The sequence below is a fragment of the Pseudoalteromonas sp. MEBiC 03607 genome (assembly GCF_004792295.1).
Classification (GTDB): Bacteria; Pseudomonadota; Gammaproteobacteria; order Enterobacterales; family Alteromonadaceae; genus Pseudoalteromonas; species Pseudoalteromonas lipolytica_C.
In genome coordinates this window covers 718,456-735,508 of record NZ_SRRY01000001.1, presented here as the reverse complement: position 1 = coordinate 735,508, position 17,053 = coordinate 718,456, and the positions used below count along the sequence as shown (strand labels likewise).

Sequence of the window (17,053 nt, the reverse complement as noted above, 5' to 3'; positions counted from 1 at the left end):
AAATTTGTTACAGTGACGGCTGTTAGCTTTAAACGTGATTAGTACACGTCTTTCTGATAGCGGTTTGCGCTACGTAAATCTTTTAAATATTGCTCAGCTTGTTCATCATCTTTGCCGCTATTTTCTTTGATAATGTCTACAAGCGCCTGATGAACATCTTTCGCCATACGGTTTGCATCACCACAGATATAGAAATGAGCACCCGCTTCTAACCAAGCAAATACTTCTTGGCTGTTTTTGCGAAGTTTGTCTTGAACATATACTTTTTCCGCTTGATCACGGCTAAACGCCACATCCACTTTAGTCAGTAAACCTGACTTCAAGTAACCTTGAATTTCAACTTGATATAAGAAGTCTTGAGTAAAGTGTGGGTTACCAAAGAATAACCAGTTTTTACCGCTAGCTTCACGCGCATCACGCTCTTGTAAAAACGCACGGAATGGGGCAATACCCGTACCCGGACCTACCATGATAATTGGCGTTTCATCATTAGCCGGTAAACGGAAATTATCGTTGTGCTCGCTGAATACTTTTACTTTGCAGCCTTCTTCAGCACGACGTGCTAAATAACCAGAACAACCACCTAAGTGCTCGCTGCCAAATGCATCAAACTCAACCAGACCCACCGTTAAGTGAACTTCTTCTTCAACTTCAGCTTGGCTAGATGCAATCGAATATAAACGTGCTTGTAGTTTACGTAAGCAGTCTACTAAGGTTTGCGCTTCTAGTTGAGCTGGGTTTTGACGAATAATATCGAAGATTTGGCGAGGTTCGATGTACTCACGCATTGCCGCTTTATCTTCAACTAACTTTAATAATTCAGGATTGCCAGTTGCTGTTGCATATTTTTCAACAAAACCTGGGTATGACTGGGTTAACTCTAATTTTTCGATTAATGCATCACGAATACTGAGCTCTTCATCGCCTAGTTTAACCGTGCTAGATGCATCAATTTGGGTAAGCGCAAGGACTTCATCAACAAGTACTTCATCATTCAAGAAGTAAACGCCTAGCGAATCACCCGGTGTATAGGTGATGTCTGAACCTTCTAATGAGATTTCAACATGACGCACATCTTTAGTTGAGTCACGACCGGTAATTTTTTGCACAACACTTAGCTCTGCAGCAAATGGGTTTTGCTTGGTGTATTGGCTTGCTGCTGGTGCCGCTGCACCAAATGGCATCGCCACAACTTGACCACCACTTGCTTGCTGCTGCGCTTTAAGATCTGGTTCAAACGCATCAAGTGCACCATCAATCCACTTAGCAGCTTCATCATCGTAATCAACATCTAAGTCGGCACGCTGGAAAATAGTTTCTGCGCCAAGCTTGTTAAAACGCTCTTCGAAATCTTTTGCTGTTTGGCAGAAGAATTCGTAGCTTGAGTCACCTAAGCCAATCACAGCCACTTTAACACCATCTAGCTTTGGTGCTTTTTTAGTCGTTAAGAATTCATGGAGGCTTTCAGCATCTTCTGGTGGCTCACCCTCACCGTAGGTTGAAACAACAACCGTGATAAACTTTTCTTTTTTCAGGGCTGTTGGTTTGTAGTCAGCCATGTTTACTAGCTTAGCCGTTAGACCGCGCGACTCTGCTTGCTCTTTTAACTTGCTCGCCACGCCTTTGGCGTTACCCGTTTGCGAGCCGTATAAAATAGTCAATGGTGCAGCATCACCCGCAGCTGGAGCGGCAGCAACACCACCAGTTAATGCACCTGCATTTGCGTTAGCAGCTAAGTAACCACTTACCCACGCTTGCTGAATTGGATTAAGTTCAGCCACTAAGCCTTGCAGCTTTTGTACTTGCTCTTGCGATAGCGGGCTCGCCGCTGCATTTAGTTGACTTAACAACATGAATTTATTCCTCGTAACCCTGAAAAGTTAACTGCGAAACGAGCTTACTACCGTCATTTCGCGAACAATTTTTTCGACTTTAAAGACTAAACAAAAATGCTTTAAAGGTTTATCTGAGCGTGAAGAATAACGGGGTCTGAGGCGATTAAAAAAGAATAGAATCTGCTTTGATATTCCATTTAGTTATTAATTTAGTATTTATCCAAAAAAAACATGTTAAAAGCAAAAATTACCCAATAAGAAACTTTTATTAATTAACATTATTGCAACATAAGCCGATTAGCCTATACTCGCTGTGTTCATTTTGAGAACAGCTAAAACTATTAAAATATAAAAAGGAAACAACGATGTCACACGGGACATGTAAAAAATACATGCTAGCCAGTAGTTTACTGTGTTTAGCGAGTTCAGCATTGGCAAATGTTAATAATGCCGACTTCGAAAACTGGTCAGCAAACACCCCTGCAAGCTGGAGCACCATAGATAGCGGTATTAGTCTTAGCGCTAATAGTAATGTGGTTTACTCAGGTAATTACTCAGCGCAAGTTGTGGTTAATACTGGCACGCAAAGTAATACCGATTTACAGCAATTAGTTGATGTAGTGGCCGGTGAAAGCTATGAGTTTTCTGCTTGGGTTTACCATACTGAAGGCGGCGTAAAAGCTCGCTTAGTGGTTGATGGCTATCAGGGTTACTCTAATTCAGCATTAACGAATCAATGGCAACAAATCAGCTATCAGTATACAGCTTCAGCGACTACCTCAATTAGTGTTGGCCTGCGCTTTTACGATGTAACAGGCTTTGATGGCAGCGAAGTGGTTTATGTTGATAACTTTGCACCAAGCACGGGCTCAACACCACCACCTTCGGGCAGCTGCGCCGATAACCAAGTATCTTTAACCCTCACTACCGATAACTATGGTGAAGAAACCAGCTGGCATATCACTAATAGCCAAGGTAGCACAGTAGCATCAGGCGGCAGCTATGCTGCAAATACTCAGTACAGTGAGCAAGCATGTTTAACTGATGGTGACTATACCTTTACTATTTTTGATAGCTATGGTGATGGCATATGCTGCTCATTCGGCAATGGCAGTTACAATCTTTCTTTAGGTCAAACAGTACTTGCCAGTGGTGCAAGCTTCCAAAGCTCGGAAGCTACGCCATTTACTTTGGGTGATAAATCAGGCGGCGGTGACGGTGGTGGTACAACACCAACAGAGCCAACGGGATACTATGTTACAACGCAAGGCCTTAGTGGTTATGCACTGAAAACAGAGTTATACAACATCATTAAAGATCACAACTCACAAGGCTATTCAGCTATTTGGAGTTTTTACGATGTTGCCTCACGCGATAAGTATTTTGAAAACGACAACTCTATTTTAGACCGTTATTCAGAAAACCCTGCAGGCCAAGACAGTTACAACTATGTTGCTGTGAGCGATCAATGTGGGACATACAACAGCGAAGCAGATTGCTACAACCGTGAGCATTCTTTCCCGAAAAGTTGGTTTGGCGGTACAGTTGAGCCAATGAATTCAGACGTACATCACATTTTTGCTACTGATGGTTATGTAAATTCAAAACGTAGTAACTACCCATTTGGTGAAGTTGGTAGTGCAAGCTATACCTCTAGCAACGGCAGTAAGTTAGGCAGTGCAGCTAGCTCATTAAATTACTCAGGAACGGTATTTGAACCTATTGATGAATTTAAAGGTGACTTTGCAAGAGCCTATTTCTACATGGCAACACGCTATGAAAACGTAATTGGCTCGTGGCAAAACAACACAACCTACAGTAACGCTGTATTGAATGGTTCATCTGATCAGGTATTTGAGAACTGGGTCGTTGCTATGTTATTAAAATGGCATAACGAGGATCCTGTTAGCCAATTAGAGCTTGACCGTAACCAAGCAGCTTATGAACATCAAGGTAACCGCAACCCATTTGTGGATCATCCAGAATTTGTAGAAATGATTTGGTAACTTCGTTAAGCCAAGGCACTTAGTTTCGGCTAAGTGCCTTTTTATACGATACAAGATGACTTAAGCTCCACTAGCGTTTAACTGCTCGACAAGACGAATGTCATGTAACAAATGGTTATGCCTTACCGATAAAGCGTTTTCCGGCGTTGGCTTTATTTTATAGCCAAGCTGCAGTAAAACCAGTGTAAATAGGGCTGCATGCTGGTAATGGCTAGGCTGCCCATTCAAATCAAACTCTTCGATTACGCTATGTGCATAACTAGAATTATTTTGTAATGACTGCCAAATACGCGTTTGTACTTGAGAAATTTGAATCGCTGACGCTTGATAGCAATTAATCTGTAAGCTTAATAAATAGTTTTCTAGTGAGTTCATAGCGTTATCCATTACAAAAAACGCTACTTTAAAATCTCAAGTTAAGTTGAGGTAAAGTGTTTTATTATTTATTACTCCATTTATTCATTATTTCTTTAAATAACTTAGCGTCTTTGTCTTCGCAGGGTCTTGGCGATCCACTTGGCACCCCAGATTTACCAAACACCGAATTGAAATCTATGCCATAACACATACCATTTAACACCTCGATACGCTTGCTACCATCACCACTCTGCCAAACGACGGTTGCTTTATCAGAAACTGTTAATTGTGCAGGCACTGAAACCCTGCCTACAGGCAAATTATTATTTGCCCCTTCAACCTGCCCAAATAATGACGAATTAGAAGAGCCATTTTCAAAATTAAGCTGTGGGATTGGCGCATACGGGTTGAGCTTTTTAAAGGGTGCTTCGGTTGTTTTTGAACTATCAAATGCTTGATTAGACTTAACGATCTTAGTGGTTGCTTCTTTGGGCTCATTAACTAAGTGCTCAACGACCTCAACACCGTTACTCTGCCCAGAACCACTATGAGAAGCTTCTTCTATTTCTGGCAAAGGCTTAGTCTCATCAGGCATTACTTGCGGCTGCTCCGGTAAAGGTTTGTCTTGGGATTTCTGAAAACTAGGTAAGGTAGTTAAATCGACACTCACATACGCGTTGATTACTTTTGGCGGCTCTGTGGCTGCTACTGGTAGTTTCACAAATTTTCCATATTGAGCAAATAACAACAAAAGCACAGCATGTAGCGTAATCGAGATGATCCATGCTTTGTAAGTCCCTTTTAGCACCCAAACGCCTCATTTTTATTTTTAAGAGTGTTAAATGAGTGAGTTAGTTCATAAGAAAAAGTGGCGTTTTAGCAAGAGTAAATTTTAAGGTTCTAGCTCAAGTCTATTCGTAGAGATGATTTGGATTCAGCATGAGTGCCATATGAGGTTTTACAGCAGCGGGAAACTCTGCAGCAAACAAGTCTACCGCTCAACTGACGTCTCAAAGCTGATAGCTTTATTTTAAAAACAAAAAGCCCCAGCAAATGCCGGGGCTTTTTAGTAAGTAAACTTAATTAAAAATTAAGCTTGCTTTGGACGTTCAACAACGTCTACTAAAGTCCAAGACTTAGTCTTAGAAATAGGAGCACACTCACGAATAGTAACTACGTCACCAGTTTGAGCTGTGTTGTTTTCGTCATGTACGTGTAGTTTAGTCGTACGTTTGATGAATTTACCATATACTGGGTGCTTCACGTAACGTGCGATAGCAACAGTGAAAGATTTATCCATCTTGTCGCTGATTACACGGCCTTGAAGAGTACGGATTTTATCGCTCATTATTGACCTGCCTTCTGGTTAATAACTGTTTTTACACGCGCGATATCGCGACGTACTGTTCTTAGCGTGTGTGTCTGAGCTAACTGACCAGTGCTTGCTTGCATGCGCAGGTTGAACTGCTCACGAAGAAGTCCTAGAAGTTCAGCGTTTAGCTCTTCTACGCTTTTGTCTTTTAGTTCGCTAGCTTTCATTACATCACCGTCCGAGTTACGAAAGTTGTTGTGAATGGTAATTTACGCGCTGCAAGGTTAAATGCTTCACGAGCAAGCTCTTCAGAAACACCTTCCATTTCGTAAAGTACTTTACCAGGTTGAATTTCAGCAACCCAATATTCAACAGAACCTTTACCTTTACCCATACGAACTTCTAATGGCTTGTTCGTAATTGGCTTATCTGGGAATACACGGATCCAGATTTTACCTTGACGCTTTACGTGACGTGTCATAGCACGACGAGCTGCTTCGATTTGACGAGCAGTCATACGGCCACGACCAGTAGCTTTCAAACCGAAAGTACCGAAGCTTACTTTGTTACCGTTTTGCGCTAAACCGCGGTTGCGGCCTTTGTGCATTTTACGGAATTTTGTACGTTTTGGCTGTAACATTACTCGCTACCTCTACTTAGCACTTTTTTTGGCTTTCTTTGGCGCGCGTTTAGCTGGCTTCTCTTGCTCTTGTACTAGTGGTAAACCACCAATAACTTCGCCTTTGAAGATCCAAACTTTAACACCAATGATACCATAAGTGGTTAAGGCTTCAGAAGTTGCGTAGTCGATATCAGCACGTAGAGTATGTAGAGGTACACGACCTTCACGATACCATTCTGAACGTGCGATCTCAGCACCGCCAAGACGACCGCTAACTTCAACTTTGATACCTTTTGCACCAATGCGCATTGCATTTTGTACCGAACGCTTCATAGCGCGACGGAACATAACACGACGCTCTAGCTGTGACGCAATACCGTCAGCTACTAGTTGTGCATCAAGTTCAGGCTTACGAACTTCAGAAATATTGATCTGAGCCGGAACACCTGCAATCTTAGTTACTGCTTGACGTAGTTTTTCAACGTCTTCGCCTTTTTTACCGATAACAACACCAGGACGAGCTGTGTGAATTGTTACACGGATAGATTTAGCTGGACGCTCGATAACGATTTTAGACACAGAAGCCGCTTTTAATTCCTTAGTTAGGAATGCACGTACTTTGTGATCGCCAAAAAGCTGATCAGAGAAATCTTTTGAATTCGCGTACCAGGTAGAAACCCAAGGTTTAGAGATACCTAGGCGAATACCAGTAGGATGAACTTTTTGTCCCATTACTTATACTCCTAGCTATCTGAAACCACAACAGTGATGTGGCTTGTACGCTTAAGGATGCGGTCAGCGCGTCCTTTAGCACGTGGCATAATACGCTTCATTGTAGGACCATCGTCCACAAAGATCGTAGTTACACGAAGCTCATCAATGTCAGCACCTTCGTTATGCTCTGCGTTAGCAATAGCAGACTCAAGTACTTTCTTAACTAATACAGCCGCTTTTTTAGGGCTGTACGCCAGGATTTCTAGAGCGCGATCAACCGGAAGTCCGCGGATCTGATCTGCAACTAGACGTGCTTTTTGCGCCGAACCAGAGGCGAATTTATGTTTAGCTAATGCTTGCATTTATCATTCTCCTCTTAACGTTTCTTCGCTTTCTTATCCGCAGCGTGACCGCGGTAAGTGCGAGTTGGTGCAAATTCACCTAGTTTGTGACCGATCATTTCGTCTGTGATAAACACAGGAACGTGCTGACGACCATTATGGACAGCGATGGTCAATCCGATCATGTTAGGTATGATCATTGAACGACGGCTCCAAGTTTTAATTGGCTTCTTGTCACCGCTTTCCAACGCTTTCTCTACCTTCTTCAGCAAGTGTAGGTCAATAAAAGGACCTTTCTTGAGAGAACGTGGCATGGCTATTCCTCAACTATTATTTAGTACGACGACGTACGATAAATTTATCAGTACGCTTGTTCTTACGTGTCTTAGCACCTTTAGTCGGTTTACCCCATGGAGACACAGGATGACGACCACCAGATGTACGACCTTCACCACCACCGTGCGGGTGATCTACCGGGTTCATGGCAACACCACGAACTGTCGGACGGATACCACGCCAGCGATTTGCACCAGCTTTACCTAGTGAACGAAGCATATGCTCAGCATTACCTACTTCACCAAGTGTTGCGCGACAGTCAGATGGAACTTTACGAACTTCGCCAGAACGAAGACGTAGAGTTACGTATTGACCTTCACGAGCAAGGATTTGAACGTATGCACCAGCAGAACGTGCGATTTGCGCGCCTTTACCTGGTTTTAATTCTACGTTGTGAACAGTCGAACCTACAGGCATGTTGCGCATTGGTAACGTGTTACCAGGTTTGATTGGTGCATCAATACCAGACTGGATTGAATCACCCGCTTTTAAGCCTTTAGGTGCAATAATGTAACGACGCTCACCGTCTGCATATAATACAAGAGCGATGTTTGCGCTACGGTTTGGATCATACTCTAGACGCTCAACAACAGCTGGAATGCCATCTTTAGTGCGTTTAAAGTCGATTACACGGTAATGATGCTTGTGACCACCACCGATGTGACGAACCGTGATACGACCTTTGTTATTACGACCACCAGACTTAGAGTTTTTCTCTAGTAGTGGTGCGTAAGGTTTACCCTTATGTAAATCTGGGTTAACCACTTTAACCAGGTGACGACGACCCGCAGAAGTTGGTTTACACTTTTGAAGTGCCATAATTCTAACTCCCCTTATTACTCGGCGCCGCCGACAAAGTCTAGCTCGCTACCTTCTTTAAGAGTAACGTAAGCTTTCTTCCAGTCTGAACGACGACCGAAACGCATGCCAGTACGTTTTGTTTTACCCTTAACGTTTAGTGTGCGAACACCAGTTACTTCTACTTCAAAAAGCTTTTCTGCAGCAGCTTTGATTTCAGCTTTAGTTGCATTAGAAGCTACTTTGAAAACAATCGTGTTGTTCTCTTCAGCAGCGATAGTGCTTTTTTCAGAGATGTGTGGAGCAAGGATCACTTTTAAAAGACGTTCTTCACGGATCATGCTAGCGCCTCCTCAAGTTGCTTAACAGCAGCAGCTGTAATAAGTACCTTATCGAAAGCGATTAGGCTTACAGGATCGATACCAGCTACATCACGCGTGTCAACCTTGTATAGGTTACGTGCCGATAAGAAAAGATTCTCATCTACTTCTTCAGTCACGATTAGAACATCTTTAAGCTCAAGTTCTTTAAGCTTAGCAACTAGTTCTTTAGTTTTTGGTGCTTCAAGACCAAACTGTTCAACAACGATTAAACGCTCTTGACGAACTAATTCAGATAAGATGCTTTTGATCGCACCGCGGTACATTTTACGGTTTACTTTTTGGCTATGATCTTGTGGTTTAGCTGCGAAGCTAACGCCACCTGAACGCCAAATTGGGCTACGAATTGTACCAGCACGTGCACGGCCAGTACCTTTTTGAGACCATGGTTTTTTACCACCACCGCTAACTTCAGAACGTGTCTTCTGAGCACGAGTACCTTGACGAGCACCTGCTGCGTAAGCAACAACTACTTGGTGTACTAATGCTTCGTTAAACTCACGTCCAAAAGTAGCTTCAGAAACTTCAAGAGCGCCAGAAGCGTCTTTAATTGCTAATTCCATCACTAAATCTCCAGGACTTATGCTTTAACAGCTGGTTTAACGATAACGTCACCGCCGATAGCGCCAGGTACTGCACCTTTAACTAAAAGCAAGTTACGCTCAGCGTCAACGCGAACTAGTTCTAAGTTTTGAGTCGTTACACGCTCAGCACCCATGTGACCGGCCATTTTCTTACCTTTAAACACCTTACCAGGTGATTGGTTTTGACCGATTGAACCAGGAGCACGGTGAGATAGAGAGTTACCGTGAGTAGCGTCTTGCATGCTGAAGTTCCAGCGCTTAACACCACCTTGGAAACCTTTACCTTTAGAAGTACCGGTTACGTCAACTTTGTTGATTTCGTTGAATAATTCAACAGTAAGCTCAGCGCCTACTTCAAAATCGCCTTCACCACCATTTAGGCGGAATTCCCACAGACCGCGACCCGCTTCAACACCAGCTTTAGCGAAGTGACCCGCTGCTGCTTTGTTTACACGGCTTGCTTTTTTAGTGCCTGCGGTTACTTGAAGCGCGTTATAACCGTCTGTTGCGTCAGATTTGATCTGTGCAATGCGGTTAGGAGTCGCTTCGATAACTGTCACAGGGATAGATACACCATCTTCAGTGAAGATACGTGTCATACCCACTTTACGACCGACTAGACCTAATGCCATTTTCCTAAAACCTCTCTAATCTTCCGATTAACCCAGGCTGATTTGAACATCAACACCAGCAGCAAGATCTAAACGCATAAGAGCGTCAACAGTCTTGTCAGTTGGTTCTACGATGTCGATCAGACGTTTATGGGTGCGGATTTCGTACTGATCACGCGCGTCTTTGTTAACGTGCGGTGAAGTTAGTACAGTAAAACGTTCAAAGCGTGTAGGTAGTGGAATTGGACCACGTACTTGAGCGCCAGTGCGTTTCGCAGTTTCCACGATTTCCGCCGTTGATTGGTCAATCAAACGGTGGTCAAAAGCTTTTAGGCGAATACGAATGCGTTGATTTGACATTCTTAAACCTCAATATAAAGAGCATTTAAAAAGAGCATAAAAAAACGACCGAAACAATCTTACTAACTAAGATGTCGGCTGTTCTCTTATATCTACGTTGAATTCCAAATCGGAATTCCTGTTTATTAGCTTGAAATCCAAGCTTAATCTTTCCTTCCAAGTTCCCGAGGGAATTTTGAAAGCCTGCGTATTATAGTTATATTGGTGATAAATGCAACAACTTTTTAGAATTAATACACTCGACACCTTATCAAAATGAAATTTAAATGAAATAGAACTAAATTCAGCCAAGGTATGTCTTTGCTTACTATAGTTAGGTAAAGAAACAAAAAGCCATACAATGTTGCAATGGTCAGTCCAGTTAATAATTGTTATTCTATGCCGCTTATTTTGACCGCATGTGGTCTACTGTATATTTACTAATACCAATTGGCTTAATAAAGTGAGCTGTCTTAGGCACTAAACCTAGTTGGTATAAAACTTTGGTGAGTTGATGCGTATCATTAATCGTTGTTTAAATGCTATTTCTGCTGGGATGAACCGCTTGCTAGTAAAAAGCAAAGTTCTGCCTGAGAACCCTATTGAACAATACAATCTAAACCCTGCCAACCCAACTTTTTATATTGTGAGGTTGAATGCGCGCTCTGATTTAGCGGCACTGGCGCGGGTATGTAAAAAATATGGCTTACCTGACCCAACCGAAGAGCAGTTATTAGGTAATGCCGAACTTAACCGCTTTATTGGTATTCAAAACCCACCACCGCTATTTGGTAATAAAAGCAAACCAAGTAATGCCTTGCAGCAAGGCAAACACATTATTGACCACCTAATGCAATCTGGTGAGCAAAACGTCCAAGTGATCCCGGTGACCATTTTATGGGGTCGTAACCCAGGAAAAGAAAAGCCTGGTTTAGGTACTTTGGTGTCTCATTCATTAACACCCAGCTGGTTTCGCAAGTTCTTTGTGTTGCTATTTTCTGGGCGTGATAACTTTATTCGATTTAGCCAACCACTCGACTTATCTTTATTAGTCAATGAAAAAGCCGATGTTGATGAGCTACCACATAAGTTAATACGCGTAGCCCGTGTGCACTTTCGCCGTCAAAAACTGGCTGCTACAGGGCCAAAAATGCCATCGCGTGAACAGCTTTTTAATTCGCTACTTGCATCACCAACAATAAAAAAAGCGATTCAAATAGAAGCAAAAGAAAAAAACATCAGCCAAGAGCAAGCTCGTCAAAATGCGCTGAAGCTACTTGATGAAATAGCCGCCAATTACAGCGATGCCACCATTCGTGTTGCTGACCGTGTATTAACTTGGCTGTGGAATAAACTTTATAACGGCATCGACATTAAGTTTTCAGAGCAAGTTCACGAGCTCACTGATAAAGGCCATGAAATTATTTATATGCCTTGTCACCGCTCGCACATGGATTACTTATTACTGACCTACTCTATTTATCACTTAGGTTTAGTACCACCGCATATAGCCGCTGGTATCAACTTAAACTTCTTCCCGGCAGGTGGTATTTTCCGTCGAAGTGGTGCTTTCTTTATTCGCCGCTCTTTCGCGGGCAACAAGTTATATTCATCAGTGTTTAAAGAGTATCTGAGCCAGTTATTTATTAAAGGCTACTCAGTGAAGTTTTACACTGAAGGTGGCCGTAGCCGTACTGGTCGTTTGTTACCACCAAAAACAGGTATGCTCGCCATGACGTTGCAAGCCATGCTTCGTGGCATAGATCGCCCTATTTCGATTGTGCCTGTATACATCGGTTATGAGCACGTAATGGAAATTAATACTTACTTAAAAGAGCTGGCCGGTAACGATAAAAAAGGTGAGTCGGTCTTGGGGATTTTTAAAGCCATTAAAAACCTGAAAAACTATGGCCGTGGTTACTTAAATTTTGGTGATCCTATTTCGATAAATCAATACCTTAATGAACAGCAACCTGATTGGCGCGAGTCTATTCACCCGACCGATGTACAAAAGCCACAATGGCTTGGACCGCAGGTAGCGAATCTTGCCGATAAAGTAATGGTTAATATTAATAGTGCCGCTGCACTCAATGCGGTGAATCTACTCGCGATGATTTTATTGGTGAATGACAAACATGCGTTAAGTAAACCTAAGTTGATTGCGCAACTTGAGTTTTATCTACATTTACAACGCAGCGCAAGTTACAGCGACAAGGTAACAACACCTAACGAAAGTGCTGAACAGCTATTAGAGCATGCACTTAAGCTTAATAAGTTTGACGTCATCAGTGATGAATTTGGCGAAATTATCGCTATTAACGACAAAGAAAAGACGCTATTCAACTACTACCGTAATAACGTATTGCACTTATTTGCTGTACCAAGCTTGCTTGCGCTGCATTTATTCAAAGCACATCAAACTACCATGGCAGATTGCCGTGCCTTGATTGCACGTTTTTACCCGCTGTTCGCTAAAGAGTGGTTCTTGCATGAGCTAGATGAAAACTACATTACTCGCGTGCTCGCAAGCTTTGTTGATCAAGACCTTATTGAAATTGAAGGTGATAATATCAAAATCACCAATAGCAACGACTGCTTAGCAAAACTCGAAATGCTTGGTCGCGCCTTAAGCTTAACGCTACAGCGTTACGCTATCGTGGTTGGTTTTATTCAAACCAGTAGCGGTATTGAGCGTGAAGAACTTGAGCACGAAAGCCAAGTGTTAGCAGAGCGTTTAGGCACGTTGCACGGCATTAAAACGCCGGAGTTCTTTGACAAAAAAGTACTTATTGGTTTTATCTCAAGCTTGCGAGAGCAAAAGCTAATTACCGAATCAGAGCAAGGCTTAACGGGTAGCAATGAGCTGTGTGAAGTGTATTTATATCTGAAGGCATTGCTGCCAGCACGAGTCTGGCAGTCAATTGACGATATAGTGCAAAGCCAAGCTCAGCACGCAAAAGATTAACGCTGACGCATGACCCCTTCTTGGATCGTTGAGGCAACCAAATTGCCTTGACGGTCAAAGAACTGACCTCGCACCAAACCACGGCCAGAGCTCGCACTTGGGCTATCAATCGAATATAAAATCCAATCGTCTAGTCTAAACGGGCGGTGAAACCACATTGCATGGTCAATCGTCGCAACCTGCATATTCGGCTGCATAAACGATACACCGTGCGGCTGTAATGCCGTTGGTAAAAACTCAAAGTCAGACGCATAAGCAAGTAAGTAATTATGAATACGCTGATCGTCAGGCATCTCACCATTGGCTTTAAACCAAATATGCTTAACGGGTTCCATTGCTTGTGGTTTAAATGGGTTATGAAAGGTCACTGGACGCATTTCAATTGGCACTTCACGAATAAACTTATTGCGAATTGGTTCAGGAATAAGTTCAGCATTCGCTTGGTAAAACTCAAGCGATGACTTTAATTCTTCAGGCTGTGGGACATCGGGCATCTGCGCTTGGTGTGATAAGCCGTCCTCTTCACCTTGAAACGAAGCAGTCATGTAAAAAATCGGCTTACCATATTGAATAGCTTTTACACGGCGGGTACTAAAGCTCTTACCATCACGAATATTTTCTACATCGTAAACGATTGGTTTGCTCGCATCACCTGGACGTAAAAAATAAGAATGCAGTGAATGAACTATACGCCCTTCAGGTAATGTTTCTTTGGCTGCCGACAAGGCTTGCCCCATTACTTGGCCACCGAAAACAGCTCTAAACCCTAAATCTTGGCTTTGCCCGCGATACAAGCCTTGCTCAATCTCTTCTAACGACATTAATGACAGTAAGTCATCTAATACTTGGCTCATTTATTTATCCTCAATCCCGACAAGCGTTTAATGATACTATAGACTAATTGGAAGTAAATCTTTGTAAGAGCACCCCATTATGGCTTATTGGCTTTTTAAAACCGAACCTGATGCATTTTCAATTGATGATTTAAAAAACGCACCTATGCAAACCTCTATGTGGGATGGCGTGCGCAATTATCAAGCGCGAAACTTTCTACGCGATGGTATTAAACAAGGCGACTTGGTAATGATTTATCATTCAAGTTGTAAACATGTAGGTGTCGCAGGAATAGCCACGGTCAGCCGTGAGGCCTATGCCGACCCAACTCAGTTTGATTTAAATAGCGATTACTACGACGCTAAAGCAACAGCTGATAACCCGCGCTGGTTTGTAGTCGATGTTACTTATAAATCTCACCTTAAAAAGCTTGTTAGCCTACAAGCAATTAAAGCCAATGAGTCCATTACCGAAATAGCCCTTAAAAAAGGCGGTCGATTATCTGTAATGCCAGTAACTGAACATGATTGGCAACAGATTATAGCTATGAGCGAAACATAACACATTAAAAAGGCGTGCATTTTTAATGAGTAGTGATTTTTGCTATAATTCTGTCCCTTTATTTTAGAGGTATCTTGGGGGATGTATGAAATTATTATATTGGTTAGATGAGTGGACCCATCTCCCACATGAGCAACAACAAAGCCGAGTCCCATTTACCGGTGGTGACTTACTCGGTGATGTATACGTGAAGTACCATATCATCGACGCAAATAAACCTCTGCTATTCACCTTCTCACCAGCGGGAACCAACTACCAAGAACATGATCTCACAGATGATTTTTCGCCTTGGGCCTATAAACTTGCGAAAAAACAAAATGTGAATGTAATTGCCTTCCAACATTTAGGCATTAGTAACTGGTTTAGACACCGCAACCTATTGTTTTTTATTGAGCAGTTAGCGCCATTGATTGGCGGATTTAAAGAACGATTAGGATATGGCTTGAGTCGTGGTGGCTTTGCTGTTGGCGCATTTGCCAATCTATTAAAGCTTGATAAAGTCTTGTTATTTCATCCTGTCAGCACAAAAAATAAAAACAAAGCCCCATGGGATGACCGCTCAAGCACAGATATCGCACAAAAATTTGACTGGAACGGTGATTATCACGATTTAGACCTAGGTCATGCTAAAGGCTATATCATCTACGATCCAACCAATCGTATCGACCGAGCTCATGCTAAACGCTACCCACAACTCACCCATTTACGGGTGTTCGGTATGGGCCACAGCGTTCATGCTACATACTTGAATAAATTTGGTTTTTATAAAGATGTTGCTGTTGATTTTATTAGCCACCAGCAAGTCGATATTGCTCAATTTCGACAGCAGACAAAAACGTTACGTTTTAAAGAAGACTATTATCGTCGGCTCAATAAAGCCAACTACGGTTCGGCACACCGCTTAGCCTTACTTAGTAAGGCGCACACAATTTTGACTGAAGAAAAAGCAGAGCATATTCAAGAGCAAAATGGCACAATTGATGTTCAGCCGCTGATTGATGTCGCAATCAAGCATCAGGATGAACACCCAAACGATGCAATAAAGATTTTAGAGGTGGCGCAGCAACTTTCACCTGATGACCCATTGATAGATCATAAATTGAAACAGTTGAAGTGAGATAGTAGCTGTAAGTTAACCCTTCGTTTTTATTTTACGGTGTTTTTTGACCCGCCCGTGTTTAGGGATAATAGTTAAGTACATCACTAAAGCTAACCACGAAAAGAAGATGATACCGATTAACCAAGCATTCTTTTCGTGGCCTTGAGTACGTTTACTATTGAGCACAATGACCACAGGTAAAATGTAGGCACTCAAAACAATAATTAAAAACGCAACTTCATTCATAAATACCAATTCGCTTAATTAAAAGTATTATTGCGGATTGGTACTATACCAACGCTGACCAATCAACTTCGTCACTCAAAACACGCTCCGCAGCAATATAATGCAAAATATCTCCTTCACTGACTACATAGTCAAGTGGCGGATTTAAATCCATGTTTTTTGCACTTAAATTATGTGCGACACCCAGTAATATAGCATCGTGGCTGTATTTAAAGTGATGAAACAGCTTGCCAAACTCCATTGCTTGCACGCCTTTTGGAATAGGCAAACTAAACTGAGTATCACCATGAAGTGTTGATAACAACTCTTCTTGCACACGGCTCGAACCTGGATCTTGCATTGAACGCACTAAGATTTCGGCTGACTTGGCACTACTGCATTCAACATTATGACAGAGCTCATGTAGCATTTCGATTTTGGTTTCGTCAGTAAAATGCGCGCTAATATGACAATCCTTATTTACCAACTTACTTATGCGCAGTGCAGTAGTAAACGTTTGGTCATCATCTTGGCCATCAATAATAATTTTATCGGCGCGTTCAATTGCGATTCTTTGCAACTCATCTAAGTCGGTAAAGCTACTTAGGCGTGCAAAATCAACCATCGGATTTGTTAAAAATGGATGCTCCATTTGTTCAGTAACTGCCAATAGAATACGACGATCTAAGCGTTTTTGATCGGCTAGAATATAGTCAACCATCTTCTTAGTACGAGTATCGTGCCAACCAAAAATAATAATGTGATTGTTTATATGTGCGAAGCTTTTATCACCCGTCATAGCGCGCCTGATTAAATAAGTTACTGTTTGCCCTGTTTTTCCTAACAGAACGCCAAATAATGCTAAACCAAAAGGTATTTGTAGTAATGCAACAATCCAGCGGCCAAGCTCAGTACTGGCACTAAAATCGCCATAGCCAACTGTTGATGTTGTTACAACATAATAATAAACGTAGGTACTTAGTGGTGTTAAAGCTTGCTCTCCTGCAAGCATAAGCAGCCACCATATAAGTAGCATATGCAAAAGCGTGGTAACCACCACAGCCTGCCAACTTACTTGATCAATATGACTGCGGATAAGTACCACTATACGATTTAATAAATAGTGCATAATCC

Annotated in this window: 21 protein-coding genes; 4 read left to right on the top strand and 17 right to left on the bottom strand. The window is 42.2% G+C overall.

Annotation, left to right across the window (positions count from 1 at the left end):
- Nucleotides 1-38: 38 nt before the first annotated feature.
- Entirely contained in the window at nt 39-1,853 is a 1,815-nt protein-coding gene (locus E5N72_RS03335) for an assimilatory sulfite reductase (NADPH) flavoprotein subunit (RefSeq protein ID WP_135923216.1), read from the bottom strand.
- Between the two features lie 347 nt (nt 1,854-2,200).
- Between E5N72_RS03335 and E5N72_RS03330 the strand changes: the two genes are divergently transcribed.
- Nucleotides 2,201-3,841, top strand: coding sequence for an endonuclease (locus tag E5N72_RS03330; RefSeq protein WP_135923215.1), 1,641 nt, complete (start codon nt 2,201-2,203; stop codon nt 3,839-3,841).
- A gap of 60 nt (nt 3,842-3,901) precedes the next feature.
- Here the strand turns inward: E5N72_RS03330 and E5N72_RS03325 are convergent, their stop codons facing one another.
- From E5N72_RS03325 to rpsJ, 13 genes are all read right to left on the bottom strand, one after another.
- Nucleotides 3,902-4,216: a hypothetical protein gene (locus E5N72_RS03325; RefSeq protein WP_135923214.1), complete on the bottom strand. Its 315-nt coding sequence runs from the start codon at nt 4,214-4,216 to the stop codon at nt 3,902-3,904.
- Between the two features lie 64 nt (nt 4,217-4,280).
- On the bottom strand, nt 4,281-4,919 hold the full coding sequence (locus E5N72_RS03320; RefSeq protein ID WP_135923213.1) for a hypothetical protein: 639 nt from the start codon (nt 4,917-4,919) through the stop codon (nt 4,281-4,283).
- 369 nt (nt 4,920-5,288) lie between these two features.
- Nucleotides 5,289-5,546, bottom strand: coding sequence for a 30S ribosomal protein S17 (gene rpsQ / locus E5N72_RS03315; RefSeq protein WP_135923212.1), 258 nt, complete (start codon nt 5,544-5,546; stop codon nt 5,289-5,291).
- Nucleotides 5,546-5,737, bottom strand: a complete 192-nt coding sequence (gene rpmC / locus E5N72_RS03310) for a 50S ribosomal protein L29 (RefSeq protein ID WP_054552371.1) — start codon at nt 5,735-5,737, stop codon at nt 5,546-5,548. The genes rpsQ and rpmC overlap by 1 nt, the downstream gene beginning before the upstream one ends.
- Entirely contained in the window at nt 5,737-6,150 is a 414-nt protein-coding gene (gene rplP / locus E5N72_RS03305; protein WP_036974208.1) for a 50S ribosomal protein L16, read from the bottom strand. The genes rpmC and rplP overlap by 1 nt, the downstream gene beginning before the upstream one ends.
- A gap of 12 nt (nt 6,151-6,162) precedes the next feature.
- A complete protein-coding gene (rpsC, locus tag E5N72_RS03300; protein ID WP_063701047.1) occupies nt 6,163-6,864 on the bottom strand; it encodes a 30S ribosomal protein S3 in 702 nt (233 codons plus the stop codon).
- An 11-nt stretch (nt 6,865-6,875) separates the two neighbouring features.
- The gene (rplV, locus tag E5N72_RS03295) at nt 6,876-7,208 is read right to left on the bottom strand and encodes a 50S ribosomal protein L22 (protein WP_004588690.1); all 333 of its coding nucleotides are present in this window, start codon (nt 7,206-7,208) and stop codon (nt 6,876-6,878) included.
- A 14-nt stretch (nt 7,209-7,222) separates the two neighbouring features.
- Nucleotides 7,223-7,501, bottom strand: coding sequence for a 30S ribosomal protein S19 (gene rpsS / locus E5N72_RS03290; RefSeq protein WP_010376377.1), 279 nt, complete (start codon nt 7,499-7,501; stop codon nt 7,223-7,225).
- A gap of 16 nt (nt 7,502-7,517) precedes the next feature.
- The gene (gene rplB, locus E5N72_RS03285; RefSeq protein WP_135923211.1) at nt 7,518-8,342 is read right to left on the bottom strand and encodes a 50S ribosomal protein L2; all 825 of its coding nucleotides are present in this window, start codon (nt 8,340-8,342) and stop codon (nt 7,518-7,520) included.
- A 17-nt stretch (nt 8,343-8,359) separates the two neighbouring features.
- Nucleotides 8,360-8,662 (bottom strand): 50S ribosomal protein L23, encoded by a 303-nt coding sequence (gene rplW / locus E5N72_RS03280; protein WP_135923210.1) that lies wholly within the window; start codon nt 8,660-8,662, stop codon nt 8,360-8,362.
- Nucleotides 8,659-9,264 carry a 50S ribosomal protein L4 gene (rplD, locus tag E5N72_RS03275; protein WP_062568199.1) on the bottom strand — a complete coding sequence of 202 codons (606 nt, stop codon included), beginning with the start codon at nt 9,262-9,264 and terminating at the stop codon, nt 8,659-8,661. Before rplD ends, rplW begins: the two co-directional genes overlap by 4 nt.
- A 17-nt stretch (nt 9,265-9,281) precedes the next feature.
- Nucleotides 9,282-9,917: a 50S ribosomal protein L3 gene (gene rplC, locus E5N72_RS03270; protein WP_004588685.1), complete on the bottom strand. Its 636-nt coding sequence runs from the start codon at nt 9,915-9,917 to the stop codon at nt 9,282-9,284.
- 27 nt (nt 9,918-9,944) lie between these two features.
- Complete coding sequence (rpsJ, locus tag E5N72_RS03265) at nt 9,945-10,256, bottom strand: 30S ribosomal protein S10 (RefSeq protein WP_002957900.1); 312 nt, start codon at nt 10,254-10,256, stop codon at nt 9,945-9,947.
- Nucleotides 10,257-10,749: 493 nt separating this feature from the next.
- On the opposite strand from rpsJ, the gene plsB reads away from it, so the two are divergent.
- Nucleotides 10,750-13,200 (top strand): glycerol-3-phosphate 1-O-acyltransferase PlsB, encoded by a 2,451-nt coding sequence (plsB, locus tag E5N72_RS03260; RefSeq protein WP_135923209.1) that lies wholly within the window; start codon nt 10,750-10,752, stop codon nt 13,198-13,200.
- Here plsB and tesB read toward each other — a convergent pair.
- Complete coding sequence (gene tesB / locus E5N72_RS03255; RefSeq protein WP_135923208.1) at nt 13,197-14,054, bottom strand: acyl-CoA thioesterase II; 858 nt, start codon at nt 14,052-14,054, stop codon at nt 13,197-13,199. The two genes, plsB and tesB, sit on opposite strands and share 4 nt — an antisense overlap.
- Before the next feature lie 79 nt (nt 14,055-14,133).
- On the opposite strand from tesB, the gene E5N72_RS03250 reads away from it, so the two are divergent.
- Nucleotides 14,134-14,595 carry an EVE domain-containing protein gene (locus E5N72_RS03250; RefSeq protein WP_135923207.1) on the top strand — a complete coding sequence of 154 codons (462 nt, stop codon included), beginning with the start codon at nt 14,134-14,136 and terminating at the stop codon, nt 14,593-14,595.
- Between the two features lie 85 nt (nt 14,596-14,680).
- Nucleotides 14,681-15,712, top strand: a complete 1,032-nt coding sequence (locus E5N72_RS03245) for a cytosolic protein (protein WP_135923206.1) — start codon at nt 14,681-14,683, stop codon at nt 15,710-15,712.
- A 15-nt stretch (nt 15,713-15,727) separates the two neighbouring features.
- Here E5N72_RS03245 and E5N72_RS03240 read toward each other — a convergent pair whose 3' ends face one another.
- Nucleotides 15,728-15,940: a hypothetical protein gene (locus tag E5N72_RS03240; RefSeq protein WP_135923205.1), complete on the bottom strand. Its 213-nt coding sequence runs from the start codon at nt 15,938-15,940 to the stop codon at nt 15,728-15,730.
- A 43-nt stretch (nt 15,941-15,983) separates the two neighbouring features.
- Complete coding sequence (locus E5N72_RS03235) at nt 15,984-17,048, bottom strand: potassium channel family protein (protein ID WP_135923204.1); 1,065 nt, start codon at nt 17,046-17,048, stop codon at nt 15,984-15,986.
- Nucleotides 17,049-17,053 lie beyond the last annotated feature (5 nt).